Below are 21,687 nucleotides of genomic sequence, written 5' to 3' on the forward strand. Positions count from 1 at the left end.
GTCGGTGGTCAGGCCCTAGGGGTTGGACCGCGTCGGGCGGGGTAGTCAAGATGTTTGCCGCCATCGAGGGCCAGCATCTGGCCGGTGAACGCGGGCATGGTGAGAATGGCGAGGACGCCCTGGGCAATGGCGTCGGGGTCTGCGTGGCGCTTGAGCGGCAAGGATTTCACACTGTCGGCAAAATCCTGATCGCTCTGGCCTTTGTGGGGCAGGACAGGCCCGGGGCCGATGGCATTGACGCGAATGGCGGGCGCCAGGGATTGAGCCATGGTTCGCGTTGCGGTCCACAGCACGGATTTTGAAAGCGTGTAGCTGAAATAGGCCGGGCTTGGGTGCAGCACCCGTTCGTCGATCATGTTGATGATGTTTCCCTCGACGCCATCGGGCAATTGCGCGGCGAAGTCGCGTGAAAGGAATATGGGGGCCTCGGCATGGACCGAAAAGTGCTGGTCCCAGAGTTCCTCGTTCACATCCTGGGCACTGTCGGGATCGAACACCGAGGCATTGTTGATCAGAATGGTGAGGGGGCCGAAGGACTTGGCCGCCTCGGCGATCAGAACGGCGCGGCTTTTGCGATTCGAGAGGTCAGCCTGCACGGTCGTGGCGCGCCCGCCCGTTGCGGTGATTTGCGCAGCGACTTTTCCAGCGCCGTCGGCGCCGGAGCGATAATGGATAACAACGGCATGGCCCTGTTTGGCCAGCGCCCTGGCGACGGTGGCGCCGATGCGGTCATTGGCGCCGGTGATGAGCGCTACGCCAGGCGTGTCGGGGAAAATATGCGGTTGCTGGGACATCGGAGATCAACAGGCCGCCTTCGCGACCCCCTTTAACATATGTGGCTGACGCGACAGCCAAGGTGCTGTCGGTATTGGAAAGATTTGTCAGACTACGGCAGCAGCTTGCCCTTTCGCCGCGTCAGGCGCGGGGTTAACCTGGGTTATGCGGACGGGAAATCCGCACATGAGAGAGGGGACTAAAATGGACGTTCTAGTACCCATAGTGGTGCAGCTTATCGCCGGTGGTGCTGGCGGGAGTGTCTTGGGGCAATTGGCGCGATCGCTCAGCCTTGGACCGGTGGGCGATAGCATAGTTGGTGCAATCGGGGGCGTATTAGGCACGTTTCTGACGGGACTTTTGCCCAATTTTGACACGCTTCTTGGCGCTTCATCGGCGACCAGCGCCATGGATTTGGGAGCGCTTGCCGGGCAGGGTGCGGTAGCCTTGATCATCGGCGGCGCGCTAACGGCGATGGTGGGCACGGTGAAGTCTTTCATGGTCAAGGGTAGGGCCATGCGATAGCTTGAACGCGCCCCGCACGCTTTGCGATTTGTGGGGCGTTTTTTCCTGCCTTCGATGTGACTATGTCCTCCCCCACCGACCAGAGCCCCGACAATCTCGGGCGCGCCATTGCCTTGACGCTCACCACCATTGCCGTTTTCGGCGTGCAGGATGCGGTGTCCAAGCTTCTCGTGCAAGATTACTCCCCGTTCCAGATCACCATGATGCGCTATTGGGGCTTCGCCCTGTTTGCGCTGGTGATGGTGGCGCGACAAGGGCCGATTCGACAGGCCTTCCGTTCTGCCATGCCGAAGCGACAGATTTTGCGTGGCGTGCTGTTGATGGCCGATATCTGGTGTTTTGCGATCGCGCTGCAGACGGTGCCGCTCGGAGAGCTGCAGGCGATCGTGATCGTCTATCCGCTTTTGGTGACGGTTTTTGCCATTCCGATCCTTGGCGAGAAGGTCGGGATTTTCCGGTTTGCGGCCGTGGGTGCCGGTTTGGTGGGCGCATTCGTGATCCTGCGGCCGGGCGGGGTACCGATGACCTGGGGCGTCGTCTTCGCGCTGGCGTCGGCCTCGTTTTACGCCATCTACATTGTTTTGACGCGGCAGGTGTCGAAGGCTGATGGCGCGGGAACCAGCCTTGCCTATGCGTCCTGCGTGGGCTTGGTTCTCTCGAGCATGGTCGGCGTTTTCTTCTGGCAGCCGATGGAGTGGCAGGCGCTGCTCATGGTGGTGCTCGTGATGATAACCACCTGCGCGGGACATGGCGTGATGGTCTATGCGCTGGGCATGGCGCCGGCGAGCGTCTTGCAGCCGTTCAACTACTTCTCGCTGCCCTGGGCGATCGTGCTCAGTGTCGTTGTGTTCGGGCACTGGATCGATCCGGTTTCGCTGATGGGCGCGGGGAATATCGTGATTGCCGGGTTGGTTGTCATGGCGCGGGAGCGGAAGAAGAAGATTCCGGCCGTGGTGGTGGCGCCGGTGGGAGAGGCCTAGGGCGGCGCCACAAAACCTCAGGATGGGCCCCGGCTCAAGGCCGGGGCGACATCTTGTGTGTGGGTGCAGGAAGCCGATCAGATCAGGCGAAAAATCTCGAAATCCAGACACCGGCGGCGGAGCTGACGGCGGTCAGGGTTGTGCCCCAGGCCATGTCGACCATGGCGACCTTGGGCGAAAAGCCCTGAATGGTCGAGAGATTGGTCAAATCATAGGTGCCATAGGCGACGAAGCCCAGGATGGCGCCGAGGACGAGAGCTTTGACCACATCGCCATCGGCTGGCGCGGCAACGAGAGCGACGATGCCGACGATGTAGGCGAGGTAGAACAACCCGGCGATAACGAGATTGGGCTGCTCGCGCATCAGGCCGCCGAGTTCGGGCATGTAAAAATTCTTGCCCATGGTCGAAAGCCAGATGAAGTCGAGCGGGAAAAACACGATGGCAATGGCGCCGTAGAGAATGAGATATTTGGTCAAGGCAAGCCTCCCCTAAAACTATTCAGGAAACGGGGCGCATTGCGTTCTGGATCACTTGCAGTAGCCCATGTGAAGGGGCATGTGTCGAGGATACCTGCGCACCCGAGGGGACGGACTATGGGATTGCTCCAAATTGCCTTGATCCTGCTGTTGATCGGCGGTGGCTGGACTTTGCTCACTCGCAAGAAGGTGACGCGGGAGCGCGATGCGCTGACCTTGCGCCGTGTCGACGCCTATATCGAAACCATCAGGCGAGAGCGACGCAATGCAGATCTCGTGGCGATGAGCGATAGCGAGTTGCGCGATCTACTGCATGCCGGAGCGCGGAACTATCGGGTGGCGAGTGAGAAGCGGACCTGGTTTCTGCTTGGTGTTGGCGGGGTAACGCTTTTTTCCGCCATTGCGATTGCGAGCCATGACGGATGGCGCGGCTTTGGAATTGCCATGTTGGTCGGCGCGATTGCGGCCTATGGTCTGAATGAGTTTCTGGCGCGCAGGGCGCGGGCGCCGCTGGAGCGGCACGGGATCGATGTCGAGCGGTTGATCGTCGAATAAAAAAGCACCGAGCCGAAGCCCGGTGCCTTTGATCATGTCAGGGTCGGTTATTGGCCGACGCAGAAGTAGCCATTGGGGCCATTGTAGCAGAAGCTGGCGCCCGGATTGCTCGGGTAGGGGTAGTTAGGACGCGGCGGACGCGGATTCCAGTGTGGCGGACGCGGCGGTGGGCCGGGGTTCCAGTGCGGCGGGCGCGGCTGGTTCCAGTGGGGAGGACGCGGTGGCGGAGGTGGCTCATAGCCGCCATCCCATCCACCATTCCAGCCGCCACCGCCGCCGGTCGAGAGATAGTTTGCCGAGACCCAACCATCTGGGCCGCGCTTTTCGATGTAGCACCAGCTACCGCGACAATATTGGACGTCCACACGTTCGCCGCGGCGCAATGCATCGACGACACCATAACCGGTACCCGGACCGGAGCGGACGTTGACATTGCTGGTTGCGACTGCAGGAGCGGCCGAAGCCGCAGCGGTGGTTGCCAGTACTGCCAGGGTTGCGAGCGTGGAGGCTATGAGCTTGCGATTGAAGGCCATGGGAGTTCTCCTTTCCCTGTCGTTGGCTTTGTTTGCCTGGGACTAATTAAGCGCATTGTGGATGAACCCAGACTGAACAAAGCCTTTAGACTTCAGAGAGCCCAGACGTTTCACGGTGCGTTGATTGGAGAAATGCGCGAAATGGCGCGGCGTTGCTCGCGGACAGGGTGTCCGCGTTAAAATTGCAGCAGATCGGTAAAACGCTTGAGGATCTGGCCGAACTTCTTGCGTTGCTTGGGCTTGAGTTCGCCGAGAAGCGCTTCTTCGAGCTGGGCCCAATGATCGGCGAGACTATTGCGGATGCGAATGCCGCGCTCGGTAAGCGCAACGCCGGGAACCAGCTCCGGGCCGACCGCACGCCGATCGATCAAGTCGCGCTCGATGAGGCGGCTGAGGCGAGGGTTGAGGGATTCGAGGGAGAGGCCAAGTTCATCGGCAAGGGCCTGTTCCGTCGTGCCGGAGCGACCAAGCTCGAACAGCACGGCGTCATCACCCGGCTCGAGACCGCGTTCCTTGAGCGGCACGAGCAGCGCTTTGTGTGCCAATTGGCCGGCGGCGATGAGCCGGTAGAGCACGGAGCTGGGTGAAGGTTTGGACATAAGCGGGAAAATAGTCCGAACTCCAGTTACGCGTCGATGATGCTTCTATCCTATCGTTAATCAGGCAACGACCAAGACCCGTTATTGTTCACTCAGCGCAGATGAGTTATGCGTCGATTTGCAGGGCTGAGCGATGCAATCGCGCTTGTCTTGGCATAGGGCGGCGCGCCGCGGCGTGCGAGCAGCGAGGGACCAAATATGCAGGATCTGGCCCGCATTCGTGCATTCGTGCAGGTCTTCGACTCAGGCGGTTTTTCTTCGGCCGCGCGGCTCCACGGGCGCTCCAAGGCTCTGCTCAGCAAATATGTCACCGATCTCGAAGATTATCTCGGCGTTCGGTTGATGAATCGCACGACGCGAAAGCTTAGCCTCACCGAAGCGGGCGAAGCATATTATCGTGAAGCCTCGTCACTGCTGCAGCAACTGGACGATCTCGACGCGACAATTACCGACCAGACGGCAGAGCCGCGCGGCATGTTGCGGGTCTCAGCACCGCGTAATTTCGGCGAGTCGACGCTGGCGCCCGCGATCTTCGAATATCTCAAGAAGTACCCAAAAGTGTCGCTCGATCTCCGGCTGGAGGATCGCTATGTCGATCTCGTCGATGAAGGGATCGATGTGGCATTGCGGATTTCGACGCTGGCGGATTCCTCGCTGATCGCGCGCAAGATCGCCGATATGCATGTGGTTGTCGGTGCGGCGCCATCGCTGCTGCAGGCGGTTGGTGCGCCCAAGCACCCTGAGGATTTGCGGCATTTGCCGTGCATTATCGACGTCAATCTGCAGGGGCAATCGAACTGGCGATTCGTCGAGGACGGCAAGACCATCTCGGTGCCGGTCAACGGGCCGCTGCGCGTCAATTCGCCTTTGGCGGCGCGCAAGGCGGCGGCGATGGGCCTTGGATTCGTCGTATTGCCTTCGTACCTCGCTGATCCGCTGGTGACGAGTGGTGAGCTCGTGCCGGTGCTGCCCGGCTTTTTGCCCACGGGGCAGACGCTGCAGGCCGTCTATCCGCATCGGCGGCATCTGGCGGGCAAGGTGCGGGCGCTGATCGACCATCTGGTGGACTGGTTCGCCACTCACCCGATCAACTGACGGATTCTGCTGGCGTGACTCTTGCTGCTATCCGAGCCCAGGCCTTGCGCCTTGCGGTGTTCTTGCTTGCGGTTCTTGGGCTGGCTCAGCCCACCTTCGCGCATCCTCATATTTTCATCGATGCAAAGGTCGACGTTGTCTTTGACGACGCCGGGCGCATTGCGGCGCTGCGGCACCACTGGACATTCGACACTGCCTTTTCCGTTTGGATGGTGCAGGGGCTCGACACCAATGGCGATGGCACGGTCAGCACTGAAGAGATGCAGCCGCTTGCCGACGACAACATGAACGGGCTCGCGCAGTACGATTTCTACACTTATGCCGGGGATGGCATGGCGTTCACACCGGCCGGCGACCAGCGGATGCGCTATGAAAACAATCGGGTGACGCTCGATTATTCGATCAATGCCACCGAGCCCGTCGCGCCAGGATCGAAGTTCGAGCTCGGCATCTTTGACGCCGAATATTATGTGGCGATCAGCTTTGCCGATGCTTCGGCGGTGCAGTTGGTGAATGCACCGGCAAGTTGTTCGACGCGGCTGGTGCCGCCGGCGCCGATGGACAAAGCGACCGAGGACCGGCTCTATGCGCTGGGTCCGGATGTTCTCGAATTGCCGCCAGACCTGGCGGCCGCGATGCGCGGCACGCAGGGGATGATCGTCATTGCATGTGGTCCTGCACCGGCGCCGACGACAGCGCTGGAGGCGACGCAGCACGTGGCCGAGGCGCGGCCGACGGCGCCTTTTGGTGGCCCGCCGCCGGAGCGTGGGCTCAATCTGCCGCGCACCGGTTTTTTCGGCTGGATCCAGCAGGAGCAGCGCAATTTCTACGCCGCGATGACCGGGGCGCTCGACCGCATGCGCAGCGATTGGACGACCTTCTGGCTGCTTGGCGGACTGAGCTTCCTTTATGGCGTGTTCCACTCGGCGGGCCCGGGACATGGCAAGGTGGTTATCTCGTCCTATGTGCTCGCCAATGAGCGTCAGTTGCGGCAGGGGATTGCGCTCAGTGCGGTGTCGGCGCTGCTGCAATCCGTGGTGGCCATCGTCTTTGTTTTGTTGCTGGCCGGCGTGTTGCGGCTGACGAGTACAGCGCTTGGCGACGCGGCCTATTGGGTCGAAATCCTCAGCTACGCGATGGTCGCGCTGCTTGGTGTATGGCTGCTGCTGCGCAAGATTCTTGGCTGGGGGCATCACCACCACCATAATCCAGAGCCGAAACCGGTGCGCCGCGATATCTGGCATGATCATGATGGGCACGCGCATGAGCATCATGACCACGACCATGATCACCATCATCAGGGGCATGACCATGATCATGGGCATAGTCATGATGATCACCACGGGCATGACCACGAGCACCACCATCATATGCACCATGCCGTGGCGCCGGCTGATCTTAAGGGTAATTGGCGCGAAAAGCTGGGGGTTGTGCTCGCAGTAGGCTTGCGACCGTGCTCCGGCGCATTGGTGGTGATGGTCTTTGCGCTGTCGCAGGGTGTGCTGCTGGCAGGCGTCGTTTCCGTCTTGCTGATGGGGCTGGGTACGGCGATCACCGTTGCGGTGCTGGCGTCGCTGGCCGTTGGCGCAAAGGGGCTCGTGAGCCGGCTTGGTGGTAGCGAGAGCGTCTTGGCACAGCGCATCGTCTGGTGGGCCGAATTGGCGGGCGCGGCTTTCGTGCTGATGTTTGGTGTTCTCCTCCTGATGGCGAGCCTTTAGAGCGCGACCCAGTGCCGCCTTGCGGTAGGGCGAGAAGCGGCTATGGTGCGGCCAAAATCTGGACTCATTCCACGACCGGCCCCCAAAATGTCCGACCACCTGCCTAAAGATCACCCGCCCGTTCCGCAGCAAAAGGTGGGCGTGCTGCTGCTCAATCTCGGCACGCCTGACGCGACCGATTTCTGGAGCGTGCGGCGCTATCTCAAAGAGTTTCTATCCGACCGGCGCGTGATCGATACCAATCGGTTGATCTGGTGGCCGATCCTCAACCTCATCATTCTCAATTTCCGGCCGCAAAAGGCCGGCCATGCCTATGCGCAGATTTGGGACAAAGAGCGCAATGAGAGCCCGCTGCGGGTTATCACGCGGGCCCAGACCGAGGCGCTGGCGGCGCGTATGTCGGGCGATGGCGTAATGGTCGACTATGCCATGCGCTATGGCAATCCTTCGACGAAGAGCGTGCTTGAGAAAATGCAGGCGGCAGGGTGCCAAAAGATTCTGCTCGTGCCGCTCTATCCACATTATTCGGCGACGACGACGGCGACGGCGAATGACAAGGCGTTCGATGCGCTCAAGCAGATGCGGTGGCAGCCGGCTGTGCGGACGACACCGGCTTACTTCGAGGACGCCAAGTATATCGAAACGCTCGGCAATTCGATCCGCGACGGGGTGGCCAAGCTCGATTTCGAGCCTGATCTCGTGATCACCAGCTATCACGGTATGCCGGTCGAATATCTCAAGAAAGGCGATCCGTACCATTGCCAGTGTTACAAGACGACGCGGCTGGTGCGGGAATATCTCGGCTGGCCCAAGGAGAAGCTGATGGTCACGTTCCAGAGCCGGTTTGGGCCGACGGAATGGCTGCAGCCCTATACCGACAAGACGCTCGAGGCGCTGCCGGGCAAGGGGATCAAGAAAGTCGCGATCCTGGCGCCGGCGTTTTCGGCGGACTGTATCGAGACGCTCGAAGAGATCGCCATGGGGGGCAAGGATACCTTCATGGAGGCGGGCGGGGAAAACTATGCCTATATCCCATGCCTCAACGACAGCCCTGGCGGCATGGACATGATTGAATCCATGGTTCGCCGTGAGCTGAGCGGGTGGTTGTAATAGCTACCAGCCTGGGCCGCTGAAATCGGGCGGGGTGGCGCGGATCTTGGCGGACCAGCCGACGAGCCAGGAGGCGTCGACCCAGCCGGTGTCGGTGACGAAACACCAGCGATCGTTGCGGGTGCAATAATCGAGGGTGACTTCGGTGCCGTCGGGGATGCGGCCGACGATGCCGTATTCCATGCCGGAGCCGGTGCGAACGGCGATGTTACCGCCTTTGACGCGGGCGGTTGGTTCGGCGAGGGCGGGGGTGACGGCGAGGGCCAGAAGGGCGGGGACGAGCAGGGCGCGCATGGGGCAATCCTTGGGTTTGCCTGTTCTTGCCGCAGCGGCGTGGCCTAGACAAGGCGGCTGGCCCAAAAAGGAAAACGACCGCCCGGAGGCGGCCGCTTTCAGAAAAATCCGACGCTTACTGCGCGGCGACAGTAATTACTGCGCGGCTACGACGAGGCCGGGCGAGTAGACGACAGCGCGATTGCTGAGGTCGACGAAGTAGACGCGGTCATTGGTGTAGAAATAACCGTGCGTCGGATCGCCTTCGATCGGGTGGATGACGATGGCTTCGGGGACGGCATAGCCGACATCGATGGAGCCATCGATCACGACGGGATCGGTCGGGTGCATGCGGACATAATCGACCGAGCTGGCTTCAACGCCGCCCGCTGCGCCAATGGTCGCGCCGGTAAAGCCGCCAATGGCTGCGCCGATGGGCCCAAAGATCAGGCCGCCAACAATGGCGCCCGTGGTAGCACCGGCAGCTCCGCCGACGACCGCGCCGCCCGCGGCCTGCTCATTGGGATCCTTGATGATCTGCGCCTGGGAAATGGCTGGGGCCAGGACGAGGGTCGAGGCCATAAGGGCAATAAAAAGCTTCTTCATTTTAGTCTCCGTTGGCTTTCGCCTTTGGCAATGGGCTGACAACTGGCGAGCCCTCGCGAAGGTTCCGGTTCCGAACGAATGTGCTTTTTGCGCGTGGCGCAGGGGCCACAGAGAGGCGCCCAGCAGAAAATGCCGCCCGGCCTTGCGGCGTCGCGGTTTCGCTTACGATAACGGGCGGCCATTGGGCCTTTCTGACTATGGTAGAACGGTCCAAGGGCCGCCCGTTACGGCTCCGGAGTTTGCAGCGGGTCCGGATTCAGGCGCGAACGTTATTTCAGTCGCGGCTGCCGTATTTCAACTCCCCGCCCGGACAGGCGCCCCCATCCACCGGCCTCCCATCCGGCCCTGCGTCGGGACCGCGTAACTGACGGGATGGCTGCAGTATGGGGCAGGCTTTTGGGGCCGGGGATAGATTTTTAGATATTTGGATTTTTTGGCCGCCTGGCGGGCGCGGCGGCCTTGTTGCGGGCGTGGATTGAGCGGACCCCAGGCTCAGGTGTGCTTGGAGGGAAAGCCATCGGCATCGAGAGCCGGCGCAAGGACGCGAAACGATTTATGGAATTTGCCATTGGCCTTATAGTGGGCATAGCGATCCTCGAACATGATGCCGGCGGCCGTCAGGCGCGTCACGAGAATGGCGAGATCGGCCAGGGTAAAGGGCTCGTCGGGGATGAGCACGCGGAAATGCGGCATGCCGGCTTCGCGGCGAAAGAGCTTGAACGCCTGCTGGATCATGGAATTGCAGGCCTCTCTCGTGTGCTCGCCGATCGGACCCTTAGGCTTATGGAAGCGCACGATATAGGTCATCGCGATCACATCGACCTGCAGGCGATTATAGGCGCAGATGCGGCGCTGGCTGAGATAGGGGGTGCGGCTCATGTCGGTCTCTCCTTGCTGGAGAGACGAGAATAGGGGCGGCGCGGGCGTGGGGGATAAGTGGGGCTAGTATCGCACCGGACGCTTGGCGATGATCTCGGCGATGCGGATCGTGTCGCCGGCATTGAGATAGCGGCCGCGTTCGAGGATTTCGCTCACATATTCCTCGTAGGTCAGGCCGATCAGGGCGGCGCGCTGGGCGCGAAGTTTTGCGATGTCGAAGGGCACGTCGAAGGCACGCTTCTTTGCATGGGCCCATTCGAAATAACGGCCGATGCCGTTTTTGCCCCAGGGCGGGATATGGGAGTCGTCATCGTCGAGCGGCGGGCCGTCGTTGGAGAGGGTGGTCATGAGGACAGGGTGGCGCAGGGCCGGGCGGGAGGCAATGCGTTGTTTGGCGTAGGTGGTGTAAGGGCGTAATGGAACCGGGTGATTCCGATTGTCTCGGCATTTTTGATCCCCACCTAGCCTCCCCTTAGGAAGGGGAGGGATCGGCCGGTGGTGGCCCGGATATTGCGGCAAGAACCGCTGCGTCCTCCCCCTGCCAGGGGGAGGTTAGGTGGGGGTAGCCTCAGTAAAACTCCCAATCTCTCCAATCCGACCTCGCCGCTATCCTCTCTGCCGGGGACACACATGGACGACCAAACCACCTTCGCGCGAAAACTGCGCCGGGACCAAACGCCGGCCGAGCGGCGGTTTTGGGTCTTGCTGGAGCCATGGCGCGATGCCGGTTGGCACTTTCGGCGGCAGGCGCCGATCGGGCCATTTGTGGTTGATTTCGTCTGCAAGCGGGAGAAGCTGGTCGTCGAGATCGACGGCGACAGCCACTATTCCGAAGAGGGCATGGCGCGCGATAGCGTTCGGACGGCGTATCTGCGCCGGCTCGGTTATTCGGTGCTGCGCTTTACCAATGAGGATGTGCTGGGCAGCGACGACGGGGTGTTTGAAGTGCTGCGTGGGGTTTTGGGCGAGCCGGACGCCGCCCTTGCTTCTCCTCCCCCTGACAGGGGGAGGCCGGGTGGGGGGTCTTTTTCTTAGGCTGGGTTCAGGACCCCCACCTAGCCTCCCCCTGGAGGGGGAGGGCGGTATCGAGTTTTTGGAGAATTCGAATCTAAAACAAATTCGATCGCTCGAACAGAAATCTTCAACGTCTTGTGTTGTCTACTACAAGTCGGGGAGAACCTGATCTGTTTGGGGTTGGATTTGTCGCGCTACCTTCTATAGAAACTATCGCGAGATCAAAAATAAGATCTTTTATAATTGTCTCAGAGAAGTTTAATTCTTGAGAAATATGCGAAACTGTTTTTCCATCTCGCATTAGATCTTGTAGGCAGTATTCTAATATACTGGACTTTTCTCGTACCTCATCATCTATCTCCTTCGTGCGTAGCCCCACCTGAGAGATTTGTTTGAAAAGGGTCCTGTACTGCCAGTCTGACAGCATTCCCACTCGATGAAGCCTCACTGTTAAGGCGGCAACCGAGACGCCCCATCGCTTTTTTGAACTTATCAGCGATGCAACCGTAGGAAATTTGGGAGCCAAGGCCAGGATGTCACTTTTGGGCATCAAGAATGCAGAGGCGAAGTCGTTTGCCTCTTTTTCACTGATCTGGCCGCTATATTCTCCGTGCCGGTGCAACACTAGATGACCTAGTTCATGAGCAGCGTCAAAGCGGCTGTGCGCCGCCGTCTTTTTTGTATTTAGAAAAACAAATGGGATAGCGCCATCCCATACGTTGAATGCATCAACCTCCTTTGCATCAATGGAGAGTGAAAAGACCCGCACTCCCTTTGCTTCAAGGAGATGCACCATATTTGTTATGGGGCGTTGGCCAAGTCCCCAATACTCCCTCAAGGCGATAGCTGCGGTTTCTGGGTCAATACCGCGCCCAAGATCAGGAATATCTTGCTCAGGGAGATTGAACCTGCGTTCCAACCAAGATGCGAATTCAAAAGCGAAAGCGCCTTTGGCGAGCGCAATATCTCGCTTAGTTGCTGACATTTTTGAAAGAGACCTGAAACTGGCCTGCTCTGGTTCAGGACCCGTCATCGCAGGAAGCGTAAAAAACTGCTCTGGTACATCTAGCGCGGAGCACAATGCTACGAAATTTGCACCAGTTGGCTCGTACTCCCCGGCCTCCCATGCACGGACAGCCCGGCTATCAACCTCAAGAATTTTAGCCAGAGATGACTGATTTAGGCCTTTTCTTTTTCTTGCCCAAATCAGTCTGTCGGGGCTAAATTTCTTTTTATCCATTTTTTCTTGTAATAATTGGCCTAATATCTACTGCGTTGTCCGCTTGATCGTCAGAAGAGAATTTCCCAATATCTTCAATGCTAATGTCCGAAAAGATGAGCCTCTCCGCCCATTTGGATATGTGTCTGTCGGCAGATAGGCCAACCGGAAGCGAGAATTCATACTTTACGGTTTTCTCTGTCACCCGCATCAGCAAGTACCAAGTCGCTCTTGAATCCGGGTCACTTTCCAAAATTGCATCTTCAAGAAAATCGAACGGGATCTGGTTTTCGGCGAGAGCTTCAACCGTGCAAACACCCTTTTCAGAGTGACTGGTCGGCTCATGCTCTGGATTACCAGTATTAAGATCACCCTTTGCGACATTTACCGCTAACAGACCCTTAGGATGAATGGTTAACGCGAAGCCTCTTAACTCCTCGCGCGTCCATCCGAGGGGACGAGTTAGCTGACGGAGTGCGTAAACGGCTTCACCAGCCGGGGCAATACCGGTGCACCATGAGGGATGGTCAGGCGACATACCAAGTACTGTCCTGGCGTAGTGCTTCGCTACATCCGCAAGGATAGCTGGTGTTAGGCCCAGCTCACCAAGACGTTGCTCAACACTAATTGGGTCGATCACTACTGTGCAAGGGCTGGCCATGCGAATCGCTCACTTCCGTTTTTCCTTCCGCATTTGTGGCACAAAAAGCGGAAGTGAGCAATTCGGCTGAGGGCTCTTGTCGGACTAATCCACCTCGCCCGACAACGTGTCCAACTCCATTTCCCGCAGTCGCTTGACCTCGTCGCGCAATCTCGCCGCCTTTTCGAACTCAAGGTTCGTTGCGGCTTCGCGCATTTCGCGTTCAATGTCTTTGATGACTGTCGCGAGATTGTCGCCGGTGACGACCTTTTCTTTGCCGTCCTTGCCTTTGCCGATGCTGACAGTGACGTGGTCTTGTTCGTAGACGCTGTCGACGATGTCGTTGATGCGGGCCTTCACACTTTGTGGCGTGATGCCGTGTTCGAGGTTGTAGGCGATCTGTTTCTCACGACGCCGGTTGGTTTCGGCGAGGGCGCGTTCCATGGAGCCGGTTTCTTTATCGGCATAGAGGACGACGCGGCCATCGACGTTGCGGGCGGCGCGGCCGATGGTCTGGATGAGGGAGGTTTCGGAGCGGAGGAAACCTTCCTTGTCGGCGTCGAGAATGGCGACGAGGCCGCATTCGGGGATGTCGAGGCCTTCGCGGAGGAGGTTGATGCCGATCAGCACGTCGAAGGCGCCGAGGCGGAGATCCCTGATGATCTCTATGCGCTCGATGGTGTCGACGTCGGAATGCATGTAGCGGACACGAATGCCCTGCTCGTGCATATATTCGGTGAGGTCTTCGGCCATCTTCTTGGTGAGGACCGTGCAGAGGGTGCGATAGCCGCGCTTGATGGTCTGGCGGATCTCGTCGATGACGTCGTCCACCTGATGGGTGGCGGGGCGGATTTCGACCGGGGGATCGATGAGGCCGGTGGGGCGGATGACCTGTTCGGCAAAGACGCCGCCGGCCTGCTCCATTTCCCATGAGCCGGGGGTGGCCGAGACATAGACCGATTGCGGGCGCATGGCGTTCCACTCCTCGAAGCGGAGGGGGCGGTTGTCCATGCAGCTTGGCAGGCGGAAGCCGTATTCGGCGAGGGTCGCCTTGCGGCGAAGGTCGCCGCGATACATGGCGCCGAGCTGGCCGATGGTGACGTGGGATTCGTCGACGAAAACGAGGGCGTTGTCGGGCAGGTATTCGAACAGCGTCGGCGGCGGCTCGCCGGGGCGGCGGCCGGAGAAGTAGCGCGAATAGTTTTCGATGCCGGCGCAGGAACCGGTGGCTTCCATCATTTCAAGATCGAAGAGGGTGCGCTGTTCGAGGCGCTGGGCTTCGAGGAAGCGGCCGGCGCCGTTGAGTTCCTGCAGGCGCGCGGCGAGTTCGGAACGGATCAGCTTGATCGCGCCGGTGGTGGTGGCGCGGGGGGTGACGTGGTGCGAGTTCGCATAGATGCGGATGAACTTGCGCTCGCCAATGGTCTTGCCGGTCAGCGGATCGAATTCGACAATCCTCTCGATCTGGTTGCCGAAGAGGGAGACGCGCCAGGCGGCGTCTTCATAGTGGGACGGAAAAATTTCGACGGTGTCGCCGCGGACGCGGAAGGAGCCGCGGGTAAAGCTCTGCTCGTTGCGCTTGTATTGCAGGGCGACGAGCTTTTGCAGCATTTCGCGCTGGTCGATGCTCTCGCCCTGGTGCACGTCGATGATCATGGCGGAATAGCCTTCCACCGAGCCGATGCCGTAAATGCACGAGACCGAGGCGACGATGATGACGTCGTCGCGCTCCATCAGCGCCCGCGTCGCCGAGTGGCGCATGCGGTCGATCTGCTCGTTGATGGTGGATTCCTTCTCGATATAGGTGTCCGTGCGCGGAACGTAGGCTTCCGGCTGGTAGTAGTCGTAATAGGACACGAAATATTCGACGGCGTTTTCCGGGAAGAAGTGCTTGAACTCGCCATAGAGCTGGGCGGCGAGGGTTTTGTTTGGCGCGAGGATCAGCGCGGGGCGCTGGGTGCGCTGGATGGTCTGGGCGACGGTAAACGTCTTGCCCGAGCCGGTGACGCCGAGGAGGACCTGATCGGTCTCGCCGTTGGAAATGCCTTCGACGATGTCGGCAATGGCGGTGGGCTGGTCGCCGGCGGGGACGTAGTCGGTGACGAGCTTGAAGGCCTTGCCGCCTTCGAGTTTTGCCGGGCGCTCGGGGCGATGGGGCACCCAGGGTGAGGAGCCTTCCACTTCCTTGCGGCCATGGAGAATGATCTGCTCGAGGGCTTTCACCGTGGCGGTGATGCCTACGGTGGTGGCGTTTTCGAGGGACTCGCCTTTTTTCGCCTTGTTCTTTTTGACCGAGGCGTCGAGGGCTTCCCGGAGTTTGGCTTGCGCTTCGGGATCGGCAGCGGCGGCGCGGGAGATTTCGCGCGCGGTGACGGCTTTGCTGGGCATGTGGTTGAAGCCGGCTTGCGGCGCTTCGCCCATGCCGTCGAAATCGACGCGATCGACGGAATTGATCTTGGTCTTCCCCGACTTCTTCGCCATGCCCGTGGCGGTGTCGTGGCTCGACTTGGTGGTGCGGCGCTTTTCGAGCGGCGTTTTGGGCGTTGCGGACTCTCTTTCGGCCGCCTCGGCGCGGTCGAGCGCACGCTTGTTCTTCATCCGCTCGGCATAGAGCGGCTTGCTGGCCTGGATGTCCTCGGCCTTTTCGATCTCGGCGAAGAACTCGTCGATGGAAAATTCGGCTTTGCCGGGGCGAGTGGATTTGGGGGCCATGGCGCGGGCTCTTCTTCAGCAGGACGGGACGGGCAGGGAAACCACTAGATGGGTGTCCTGTCAGGCAATGTCAGCAGGGGAGATGATCACGACTTCTAGCACGCGGCCAAAGGCAAGCAAACGCGCTATTGTGGATCGGGGGCGGGCGAGGAAGCCTGGCCGGCCTCGCCGTGGCGCCAGACGGTACGCGATTGGGTCTCGGGATCCTGCACGATGACTTCGGCGTCGAATTGTCCGGATTCGCGCGCCTCGTCGATGGCGGACTCGATCGCCGCTTCGCGGGTCTTGAATGGTGCAGAAATGCTGCCGCGATTGGTATGCTGCCAGGCGCCGTCGCGTTCGCAGACGATGTAGTGGTTTTGGGTCATGGGGTCCTCCGTACCCAGATAACGCGGAGAGGGCGCGGAGGGCTCCGTTTGCCACACAAGATCATCGCGCTTATCAGGCCGCGCGATTTTCCTCTGGGTTGGTGATGTCTTCGATGTGGACGAAGCCGCGTTGGAGGGCGGCGAAGATGGTGGGGTCTATGGCGGTGCCGAGGTCTTTTTGCATGATGGCGAAGGCGTCGGTGACGGACATGGCTTTGCGGTAGGGGCGGTCGGCGGTCAGGGCGTCGAAGATGTCGGCGACGGTGACGATGCGGGTGTCGAGGTCGATCGAGGCCTCGGAAATGCCGTGAGGATAGCCTTTGCCGTCGAGGCGTTCGTGGTGGTCCCCGGCGATGCGGGCCATGGTGCGGAAGGCGGAGATTTTGGAGAGGATGACGCGGCCGAGTTCGGGGTGCTGGCGGATCTGGACCCACTCGTCTTCGTCGGGACGTCCATTTTTGTCGAGGACGGAATTGGAAACGCCGAGCTTACCGATATCGTGGAGAAGCGCGGCGCGCTTGAGCCAGCGGCGGCGGTCGGGGGCGTAGCCGAGTTCTTCGGCGATAAGATCGGCGAAGATCGAGACGCGATCGGAATGGCCGGCAGTGAAGGGGCTTTTGGCGTCGACGACCTGGGCGAAGCCAGCAGCGATGTCGTCGAGATAGTCTTCGTCGACTTCGCGCATGCGCGCGCGCGGCTCGAGCGAGGCGACACAATGATCGAGATCGTTGGCGAGGAGGACCTGCCAGAATTTGGCGTCGGATGCGAGGTCCTGGATGATGGCCACAAGGCCTGGCTCGAACCAGCGGCCGGCGCGATTGCTGACCTCGGCGACGGCGGCTTCGGCGCCACCGCGCATGAAGAACACATCGACCACCTGCGATAACAGGGCGATGCGGGCGAAAAGGGAGATTTCGTTGCCGGTGCGGCGCAAAGGTTGGCCCGTGCCATCCCAATGCTCGTCGAGATCGAGGATGCCCTGGCAGACGGTTTCGGAGAAGCGCATGCTTCGCGCGATATCGGCGCCGCGCTGGCAGCGGGTTTCGATGAGCTCGCGGGCGATCTCGCCACCGTTACGGGCAACATTGATCATGGTTTGCAGGCGTTCGACGAAACCGGATTTGCGGGCGGTGTTGGAGATCAGAAACCGCAGGATTTCCGGGAGCTTGGTGTCGACGCTCTTGTAAGAATTCTTGAAGTTAAGATCGTCGGCCAGATAGAGCTTGCAGATGCGGGCAGCGTTGGAACTGCAGCCGATATCCTTGAGCAGAAGGGTATAATAGAGGTCGGAGAGCTCTTCTTCGGAGAGATCAAGCCGCATGCCGATATGCATGCCGATCCAGCAGCAGCGAAGACTGTGACCGACCGGCTGGCCCTCGGTAATATCGAGCGCATAGCTGAGCGCGCCGACGACTTCGGATAGATAAACGACGTCCTGCATGCTGCCCCGCCTGTCTGACGGAGGCAGGATAAGGGATAATCCTTAAGGCAAACGCCGAGTATGATTGCGCAATTGCAAGCAAGTGCTTCGCGGGCGCGATCCATTTGACGCTGGATGGACCACCCGGACAAGCCGGGTGGCGACGGCGTTTGCGCGGTGGTGTTATTCGGCAGGCTGCATGCGGGTGGCGGCGTTTGGCGCGGGCGTGAAAAAGACATAGGCGCCGATGAGGACGCCGGCGGCCGTCAGCAGCGAGCCGATGGCGACGAAGGCTTCGACGCCGGTATTGCCTTTGAGGAGCAGATAGAGCGCAACGCTCATCATGGCGACGCCGGCCGTATAGACCCAGAAATGGATCTGCGGCAGGCGGCCTTCGGCCTTGGCAGGATTGAGCGCGTAATAGCCGCCGAAGATGGCGCTCGTGACCCAGCCGAGCAGATTGATATGGGCGTGGGCGCCGATGACGTCATGGTTCTGGCTGATCGACATGGCGAGGCCGAGGCCTATGCCCGTGATCAAAAAGAGAATTCCGGCCCGAAAGAAGAGATGCGAGATTTTTGGCATTGATGTTCCCCCTGAAAGCCGGCGGAGCATGCTAGTCCCCAATGTCCGCAGGCGGCCTGAGAATACCGGTTTTCCGGGCGTCTTACCAGATTGTTAACGCGTGCGAGGCGTGTCCGAGGACAGGGATGGGAAGATGGTTTCAGCGATGCGGAAAAGGACCCAACCGGCGGAGAGACCAATCAGCGCGCCCACGGATTTGACCATGGCATCGGCGAAGCGGCCGTGGCGATCTGGGCGAAGCTCCTGCAGCCATTCGAGACCGAAAACGCCGACGATGACGATCAGCAAAGCGAGCCAGATCTTGCGCGGATAGGCGAGTGCGAAGAGCAGGCCGACAACCACAAAGGCTGCGGAGCGCTCGATATCGACCGGGAGCATGGGCAGGCGCGGGCGCAGGCCGATGGGCGAGAGCGTGGCAATGGCGATACCGATGAGGGCGAGCCAGGCGAGGGCCTGCAGAATGGTTCTGGTCATAAAACTGTCATACGCGCCGGAGGCGGAGCTGGCCAGTGGCGGGGCGGCATGGCAGGTGCCCGTCATGCGCGGGCGCGGCGGACCTCGGGGAGGACGATGACCAGGAGAAGGAGCGCCGTAAGGAGGAAAAGCCAGCCGCCTATGGCGAGATAGATGACGACGCCGGCAATGCCGCCCAAGAGAAAAGCGGCGAGGGTGCTGAGATGGAGTTTAAGGCGCTGGGGACCGTTGCCATAGGTGAGCGAGGCGAGGGCGAGGCCGATATCGGTGGCCATGCCGGAGACATGAGTGGTGCGGACGCGGGCATCGCTGATCCGCGTCGTCGCGGCGTTTTGGAGGCCCATGATGAAGCTGAGGCCGGTGAGGAGGCCGGGGCCGAAGCTCGGGATAGTGAGATCGGCGACGGCGAGGACGGCGAGCAGGGCGGCTTCGAGAAGGATGGAATAGGCATAGATGCCGCGAATGGCGTGGCGGCGGCCGGTTTCGATGAGAAGGCCGGAGCAGAAGGCGCCGGTAATAAAGGCGACGATGAGGGCAAGGAAGATGCCCGTCAGGCCGAAGCGGCCGAGGCCGATCTGATCGGAGAGGGCGGAGACATTGCCGGTCATGTTGGCGGAGAAGAAGCCGGCGGCTTGAAAACCTGAGGCGTTGAGCGCGCCGGCGATACCGGCCAGAAGCACCGCCAGCTTGACGTCGATTGCAGGCGTTCGCTGATCGCCTTCATGGATAAGCACGGAAATTTGGCCGCCGGTTCAATTTGTGATCGCTGAAATTACGAGGATTTCCGGGCTTTGCAAGCGGCGAGCGCGGCTAACATTACCGACCTTGCCAAGAGTTCATGCCCTCGCAACCTCAGGGCCAGCCCGGTGCCTGTAGGTTGGTGTCATTCCGGTTCGACCGGTTTCCCATGCAAGGAAAAAACCATGACCTCGATTTCTAAAAAAGCCATCGTTGCTGCCGTGACCGCAGTGATCGGCCTGGGTGCCATTGCACCAGCCATGGCGCAGACGGCTCCAGCCGCTCCGCAGCCGCCGACGGCCGATGCACCGATGCCGCCCGATGCCAATGGTCCGATGGGTGGCCCCGGCCATCGTCCGCATGACGGCGGACCGCGCCGTGGTGGTGGCGAAGGGTTTCTCGACTTTGGCCGTGGCGGCGAAGGCATCGAAATTGCCATCGTGCGCCTCAGCCACCGTATCGACCTGACCGCTGAGCAGAAGACGCTGCTCGAGACCTTCAAGACCGACGCGCTGGCGGCGGCTGAGACCTTTACGACGGCTACCGAGGGTCTGCGTCCGACCCCGCCTGCCGAAGGCACGACTGCGACTGCACCGACGCCGCCGACGTTCACCGAACGGCTCGACAATCGCATTGCGATGGAAAAGGCGCAGCTTGCAGCGCTCGAAGCCGTGCAGCCGTCGGCGAAGGCTTTCTTCGATAGCCTGACCGCCGAGCAGCAGGCCCAGCTTACGCCGCAGCGTGGCGAACCCGGCTTTGGTCCGCAGGGCCGCCCTGGCCAGCATGGCGGGCCGAACGGCAAGGGTCAGCATGGTCGTCCGGGCCAGATGGGTGCGCCTGATCAGCCTGCCGCTCCTGCCGAAGCACCGACAGAAGCTCTGCCGCAGACCTAAGCAGCAAACGCTTTTCCGGCTCCGCGCATCCTTCGGTGCGGAGCCGATGAGCGGCGCGATTTGCCCCCGAAGTCCATCGCGTCCGCGGACCCCGGCCCTCAACGGCCGGGGTTTTTCGTTGCTGGTTGAGTGCGGCTCGACTACCAATCGATCAGCCTTTGATGGATTGACCATGATTCAGCTGCCACTCGACACCGCCCGCATTCGTGCGCTTTTTCCCGCCTTTGCCGAGCCGAGCCTAAAGGGGCAGGCGTTTTTCGAGAATGCCGGTGGGTCCTATACGGCCAAGGTAGTGCTCGATCGGCTGGAGCATTTTTATCGGGCGACCAAGGTGCAGCCCTATGGCGTTTATCCCGCTTCGATCGAGGCGGGCGAGGCGATGAACCTGAGCTACGAGCGGATCGCGGCGGCGCTGAATGTGACGGCGGACTGGATCCACTTTGGTCCATCGAGCTCGGCGAACAGCTATGTGCTGGGCAATGCTTTTGGGGGCTGGCTAAAGCCGGGTGATGCTGTTGTCGTGACCAATCAGGATCACGAGGCCAATACCGGCGCATGGCGGCGGTTGGCGCAGAAGGGCATCGAGGTGCGCGAGTGGAGCGTCGATCCGCGGACCGGGCGGCTGGCGCTCGGCGCGCTCGACGCCGTGCTCGATGAGAAGGTGAAGCTCGTCGCGGCGCCGCATTGTTCCAATGTGGTGGGTGAGATCAATCCGGTGAGGGAAGTCGCCAAGCGCGCGCATGCGGTTGGGGCTGTGGTGGCGATCGATGGCGTCAGCTATGCGCCGCATGGCCTGCCGGATCTGGCTGAGTTGGGCGCGGATATCTATTTGTTCTCGGCCTACAAGACCTATGGGCCGCATCAGGGGGTGATGGCGGTGCGGCCGGAACTGGCGATGGCGCTGCCGAACCAGGGGCACTTTTTCAACGATGCCAAGCCGCGCTATCGGTTGACGCCGGCCGGGCCGGATCATGCACAGATCGCGGCTTGCGCGGGGATCCCGGATTATCTCGAGCAGGTTGCCGAGATTGCCGGGGGCGAGGGCAATCCATTCCGGCGGGCGCATAAGGCGATGCGGGCGCAGGAGATCGAACTGGCGCGGCCGCTGCTCGATTATCTCAAGGGGCGGAACGATGTTTCGCTGGTGGGGCCAGATGATGCGGAGCTGCGGGCGCCGACGGTTGCGCTGCGGCATCGCGAGCCGGGGATCGAGGTGGCGAAGCGCCTCGCCAAGCATGGCGTGATGGCCTCGGGCGGGAATTTTTATGCTTGGCGGCTTATGGAGGCGCTGGGGATCGATCCGCACCATGGGGTGCTGCGATTGTCGTTCGTGCACTACACGAGCGAAGAGGAAATCCAGAGTCTCATCAAGGCACTAGACGCGGAATTGTAGAGACTGATTCACTTCTCACAACGTCGGATGTCATCCCGGCCTTGAGCCGGGATCCATCTTGAGATCTTGGGTTAGGCCCCGGCTTTCGCCGGGGTGACAATCGAGT

General features: G+C 60.7%; 25 protein-coding genes. 9 read left to right on the forward strand and 16 right to left on the reverse strand.

Translation table 11 applies throughout. From position 1 onward, the window contains the following. Positions 1–8: 8 nt before the first annotated feature. Complete coding sequence (locus tag ASE94_RS19030; protein WP_062631644.1) at positions 9–794, reverse strand: SDR family oxidoreductase; 786 nt, start codon at positions 792–794, stop codon at positions 9–11. 184 nt (positions 795–978) lie between these two features. On the opposite strand from ASE94_RS19030, the gene ASE94_RS19035 reads away from it, so the two are divergent. After that, complete coding sequence (locus ASE94_RS19035; protein ID WP_062631831.1) at positions 979–1,299, forward strand: hypothetical protein; 321 nt, start codon at positions 979–981, stop codon at positions 1,297–1,299. Positions 1,300–1,361: 62 nt separating this feature from the next. Continuing rightward, complete coding sequence (locus ASE94_RS19040; RefSeq protein WP_062631645.1) at positions 1,362–2,279, forward strand: DMT family transporter; 918 nt, start codon at positions 1,362–1,364, stop codon at positions 2,277–2,279. 82 nt (positions 2,280–2,361) lie between these two features. On the opposite strand, the gene ASE94_RS19045 is transcribed toward ASE94_RS19040, so the two are convergent. Then, entirely contained in the window at positions 2,362–2,757 is a 396-nt protein-coding gene (locus tag ASE94_RS19045; RefSeq protein ID WP_062631646.1) for a DUF2177 family protein, read from the reverse strand. Between the two features lie 117 nt (positions 2,758–2,874). On the opposite strand from ASE94_RS19045, the gene ASE94_RS19050 reads away from it, so the two are divergent. Beyond that, entirely contained in the window at positions 2,875–3,312 is a 438-nt protein-coding gene (locus ASE94_RS19050) for a hypothetical protein (protein WP_061910589.1), read from the forward strand. A 47-nt stretch (positions 3,313–3,359) separates the two neighbouring features. Here the strand turns inward: ASE94_RS19050 and ASE94_RS19055 are convergent, their stop codons facing one another. Beyond that, positions 3,360–3,845 carry an SH3 domain-containing protein gene (locus ASE94_RS19055; RefSeq protein WP_061910591.1) on the reverse strand — a complete coding sequence of 162 codons (486 nt, stop codon included), beginning with the start codon at positions 3,843–3,845 and terminating at the stop codon, positions 3,360–3,362. A 176-nt stretch (positions 3,846–4,021) separates the two neighbouring features. Further along, entirely contained in the window at positions 4,022–4,444 is a 423-nt protein-coding gene (locus ASE94_RS19060) for a MarR family winged helix-turn-helix transcriptional regulator (protein WP_156352226.1), read from the reverse strand. A gap of 198 nt (positions 4,445–4,642) precedes the next feature. Here ASE94_RS19060 and ASE94_RS19065 point away from each other — a divergent pair, with 198 nt between their 5' ends. From ASE94_RS19065 to hemH, 3 genes are all read left to right on the forward strand, one after another. Then, positions 4,643–5,539 (forward strand): LysR family transcriptional regulator, encoded by an 897-nt coding sequence (locus ASE94_RS19065; RefSeq protein ID WP_062631647.1) that lies wholly within the window; start codon positions 4,643–4,645, stop codon positions 5,537–5,539. A 14-nt stretch (positions 5,540–5,553) separates the two neighbouring features. Further along, complete coding sequence (locus ASE94_RS19070) at positions 5,554–7,257, forward strand: DUF1007 family protein (protein WP_082461322.1); 1,704 nt, start codon at positions 5,554–5,556, stop codon at positions 7,255–7,257. An 87-nt stretch (positions 7,258–7,344) separates the two neighbouring features. After that, positions 7,345–8,367 (forward strand): ferrochelatase, encoded by a 1,023-nt coding sequence (gene hemH / locus ASE94_RS19075; RefSeq protein WP_062631649.1) that lies wholly within the window; start codon positions 7,345–7,347, stop codon positions 8,365–8,367. Positions 8,368–8,370: 3 nt separating this feature from the next. On the opposite strand, the gene ASE94_RS19080 is transcribed toward hemH, so the two are convergent. From ASE94_RS19080 to ASE94_RS19095, 4 genes are all read right to left on the reverse strand, one after another. After that, positions 8,371–8,661: an SH3 domain-containing protein gene (locus ASE94_RS19080; RefSeq protein ID WP_062631650.1), complete on the reverse strand. Its 291-nt coding sequence runs from the start codon at positions 8,659–8,661 to the stop codon at positions 8,371–8,373. Between the two features lie 135 nt (positions 8,662–8,796). Continuing rightward, positions 8,797–9,246 carry a DUF1236 domain-containing protein gene (locus tag ASE94_RS19085; RefSeq protein WP_061910603.1) on the reverse strand — a complete coding sequence of 150 codons (450 nt, stop codon included), beginning with the start codon at positions 9,244–9,246 and terminating at the stop codon, positions 8,797–8,799. A 492-nt stretch (positions 9,247–9,738) separates the two neighbouring features. Next, entirely contained in the window at positions 9,739–10,125 is a 387-nt protein-coding gene (locus ASE94_RS19090; protein WP_061910605.1) for a hypothetical protein, read from the reverse strand. Between the two features lie 63 nt (positions 10,126–10,188). Beyond that, positions 10,189–10,473, reverse strand: a complete 285-nt coding sequence (locus tag ASE94_RS19095) for a hypothetical protein (protein ID WP_062631651.1) — start codon at positions 10,471–10,473, stop codon at positions 10,189–10,191. Between the two features lie 282 nt (positions 10,474–10,755). Here ASE94_RS19095 and ASE94_RS19100 point away from each other — a divergent pair, with 282 nt between their 5' ends. Next, positions 10,756–11,160 (forward strand): endonuclease domain-containing protein, encoded by a 405-nt coding sequence (locus ASE94_RS19100; protein ID WP_082461323.1) that lies wholly within the window; start codon positions 10,756–10,758, stop codon positions 11,158–11,160. Between the two features lie 106 nt (positions 11,161–11,266). Here the strand turns inward: ASE94_RS19100 and ASE94_RS19105 are convergent, their stop codons facing one another. From ASE94_RS19105 to ASE94_RS19140, 8 genes are all read right to left on the reverse strand, one after another. Further along, positions 11,267–12,379: an XRE family transcriptional regulator gene (locus ASE94_RS19105; protein WP_082461324.1), complete on the reverse strand. Its 1,113-nt coding sequence runs from the start codon at positions 12,377–12,379 to the stop codon at positions 11,267–11,269. Next, positions 12,372–13,019, reverse strand: coding sequence for a hypothetical protein (locus tag ASE94_RS19110; RefSeq protein WP_062631652.1), 648 nt, complete (start codon positions 13,017–13,019; stop codon positions 12,372–12,374). Before ASE94_RS19110 ends, ASE94_RS19105 begins: the two co-directional genes overlap by 8 nt. A gap of 84 nt (positions 13,020–13,103) precedes the next feature. After that, positions 13,104–15,710, reverse strand: a complete 2,607-nt coding sequence (gene uvrB / locus ASE94_RS19115; protein WP_062631653.1) for an excinuclease ABC subunit UvrB — start codon at positions 15,708–15,710, stop codon at positions 13,104–13,106. Positions 15,711–15,835: 125 nt separating this feature from the next. Then, on the reverse strand, positions 15,836–16,078 hold the full coding sequence (locus tag ASE94_RS19120) for a DUF2188 domain-containing protein (protein WP_061910618.1): 243 nt from the start codon (positions 16,076–16,078) through the stop codon (positions 15,836–15,838). Between the two features lie 73 nt (positions 16,079–16,151). Continuing rightward, positions 16,152–17,519 carry an HD-GYP domain-containing protein gene (locus ASE94_RS19125; RefSeq protein ID WP_062631654.1) on the reverse strand — a complete coding sequence of 456 codons (1,368 nt, stop codon included), beginning with the start codon at positions 17,517–17,519 and terminating at the stop codon, positions 16,152–16,154. Positions 17,520–17,681: 162 nt separating this feature from the next. Continuing rightward, positions 17,682–18,083, reverse strand: a complete 402-nt coding sequence (locus ASE94_RS19130; protein ID WP_061910622.1) for a hypothetical protein — start codon at positions 18,081–18,083, stop codon at positions 17,682–17,684. A 93-nt stretch (positions 18,084–18,176) separates the two neighbouring features. After that, positions 18,177–18,557 (reverse strand): VanZ family protein, encoded by a 381-nt coding sequence (locus tag ASE94_RS19135; protein WP_062631655.1) that lies wholly within the window; start codon positions 18,555–18,557, stop codon positions 18,177–18,179. 62 nt (positions 18,558–18,619) lie between these two features. Then, positions 18,620–19,291, reverse strand: a complete 672-nt coding sequence (locus ASE94_RS19140; RefSeq protein WP_062631656.1) for a YoaK family protein — start codon at positions 19,289–19,291, stop codon at positions 18,620–18,622. A 189-nt stretch (positions 19,292–19,480) separates the two neighbouring features. Here ASE94_RS19140 and ASE94_RS19145 point away from each other — a divergent pair, with 189 nt between their 5' ends. Both ASE94_RS19145 and ASE94_RS19150 read left to right on the forward strand, forming a co-directional pair. Further along, positions 19,481–20,188 carry a Spy/CpxP family protein refolding chaperone gene (locus tag ASE94_RS19145; protein ID WP_062631657.1) on the forward strand — a complete coding sequence of 236 codons (708 nt, stop codon included), beginning with the start codon at positions 19,481–19,483 and terminating at the stop codon, positions 20,186–20,188. Positions 20,189–20,360: 172 nt separating this feature from the next. After that, a complete protein-coding gene (locus ASE94_RS19150; protein WP_200913712.1) occupies positions 20,361–21,581 on the forward strand; it encodes an aminotransferase class V-fold PLP-dependent enzyme in 1,221 nt (406 codons plus the stop codon). The last annotated feature ends 106 nt before the right edge of the window (positions 21,582–21,687 follow it).

Source organism: Devosia sp. Leaf64 (genome assembly GCF_001421945.1).
Lineage (GTDB): Bacteria > Pseudomonadota > Alphaproteobacteria > Rhizobiales > Devosiaceae > Devosia.

What these genes read in the sequence shown, in the direction of transcription:
- ASE94_RS19030 (WP_062631644.1), bottom strand. Translation starts at nt 794, where the DNA reads ATGTCCCAGCAACCGCATATTTTCCCCGACACGCCTGGCGTAGCGCTC.
- ASE94_RS19035 (WP_062631831.1), top strand. Translation starts at nt 979, where the DNA reads ATGGACGTTCTAGTACCCATAGTGGTGCAGCTTATCGCCGGTGGTGCT.
- ASE94_RS19040 (WP_062631645.1), top strand. Translation starts at nt 1,362, where the DNA reads ATGTCCTCCCCCACCGACCAGAGCCCCGACAATCTCGGGCGCGCCATT.
- ASE94_RS19050 (WP_061910589.1), top strand. Translation starts at nt 2,875, where the DNA reads ATGGGATTGCTCCAAATTGCCTTGATCCTGCTGTTGATCGGCGGTGGC.
- ASE94_RS19055 (WP_061910591.1), bottom strand. Translation starts at nt 3,845, where the DNA reads ATGGCCTTCAATCGCAAGCTCATAGCCTCCACGCTCGCAACCCTGGCA.
- ASE94_RS19060 (WP_156352226.1), bottom strand. Translation starts at nt 4,444, where the DNA reads ATGTCCAAACCTTCACCCAGCTCCGTGCTCTACCGGCTCATCGCCGCC.
- ASE94_RS19065 (WP_062631647.1), top strand. Translation starts at nt 4,643, where the DNA reads ATGCAGGATCTGGCCCGCATTCGTGCATTCGTGCAGGTCTTCGACTCA.
- hemH (WP_062631649.1), top strand. Translation starts at nt 7,345, where the DNA reads ATGTCCGACCACCTGCCTAAAGATCACCCGCCCGTTCCGCAGCAAAAG.
- ASE94_RS19080 (WP_062631650.1), bottom strand. Translation starts at nt 8,661, where the DNA reads ATGCGCGCCCTGCTCGTCCCCGCCCTTCTGGCCCTCGCCGTCACCCCC.
- ASE94_RS19085 (WP_061910603.1), bottom strand. Translation starts at nt 9,246, where the DNA reads ATGAAGAAGCTTTTTATTGCCCTTATGGCCTCGACCCTCGTCCTGGCC.
- ASE94_RS19090 (WP_061910605.1), bottom strand. Translation starts at nt 10,125, where the DNA reads ATGAGCCGCACCCCCTATCTCAGCCAGCGCCGCATCTGCGCCTATAAT.
- ASE94_RS19095 (WP_062631651.1), bottom strand. Translation starts at nt 10,473, where the DNA reads ATGACCACCCTCTCCAACGACGGCCCGCCGCTCGACGATGACGACTCC.
- ASE94_RS19100 (WP_082461323.1), top strand. Translation starts at nt 10,756, where the DNA reads ATGGACGACCAAACCACCTTCGCGCGAAAACTGCGCCGGGACCAAACG.
- ASE94_RS19105 (WP_082461324.1), bottom strand. Translation starts at nt 12,379, where the DNA reads ATGGATAAAAAGAAATTTAGCCCCGACAGACTGATTTGGGCAAGAAAA.
- ASE94_RS19110 (WP_062631652.1), bottom strand. Translation starts at nt 13,019, where the DNA reads ATGGCCAGCCCTTGCACAGTAGTGATCGACCCAATTAGTGTTGAGCAA.
- uvrB (WP_062631653.1), bottom strand. Translation starts at nt 15,710, where the DNA reads ATGGCCCCCAAATCCACTCGCCCCGGCAAAGCCGAATTTTCCATCGAC.
- ASE94_RS19120 (WP_061910618.1), bottom strand. Translation starts at nt 16,078, where the DNA reads ATGACCCAAAACCACTACATCGTCTGCGAACGCGACGGCGCCTGGCAG.
- ASE94_RS19125 (WP_062631654.1), bottom strand. Translation starts at nt 17,519, where the DNA reads ATGCAGGACGTCGTTTATCTATCCGAAGTCGTCGGCGCGCTCAGCTAT.
- ASE94_RS19130 (WP_061910622.1), bottom strand. Translation starts at nt 18,083, where the DNA reads ATGCCAAAAATCTCGCATCTCTTCTTTCGGGCCGGAATTCTCTTTTTG.
- ASE94_RS19135 (WP_062631655.1), bottom strand. Translation starts at nt 18,557, where the DNA reads ATGACCAGAACCATTCTGCAGGCCCTCGCCTGGCTCGCCCTCATCGGT.
- ASE94_RS19145 (WP_062631657.1), top strand. Translation starts at nt 19,481, where the DNA reads ATGACCTCGATTTCTAAAAAAGCCATCGTTGCTGCCGTGACCGCAGTG.
- ASE94_RS19150 (WP_200913712.1), top strand. Translation starts at nt 20,361, where the DNA reads ATGATTCAGCTGCCACTCGACACCGCCCGCATTCGTGCGCTTTTTCCC.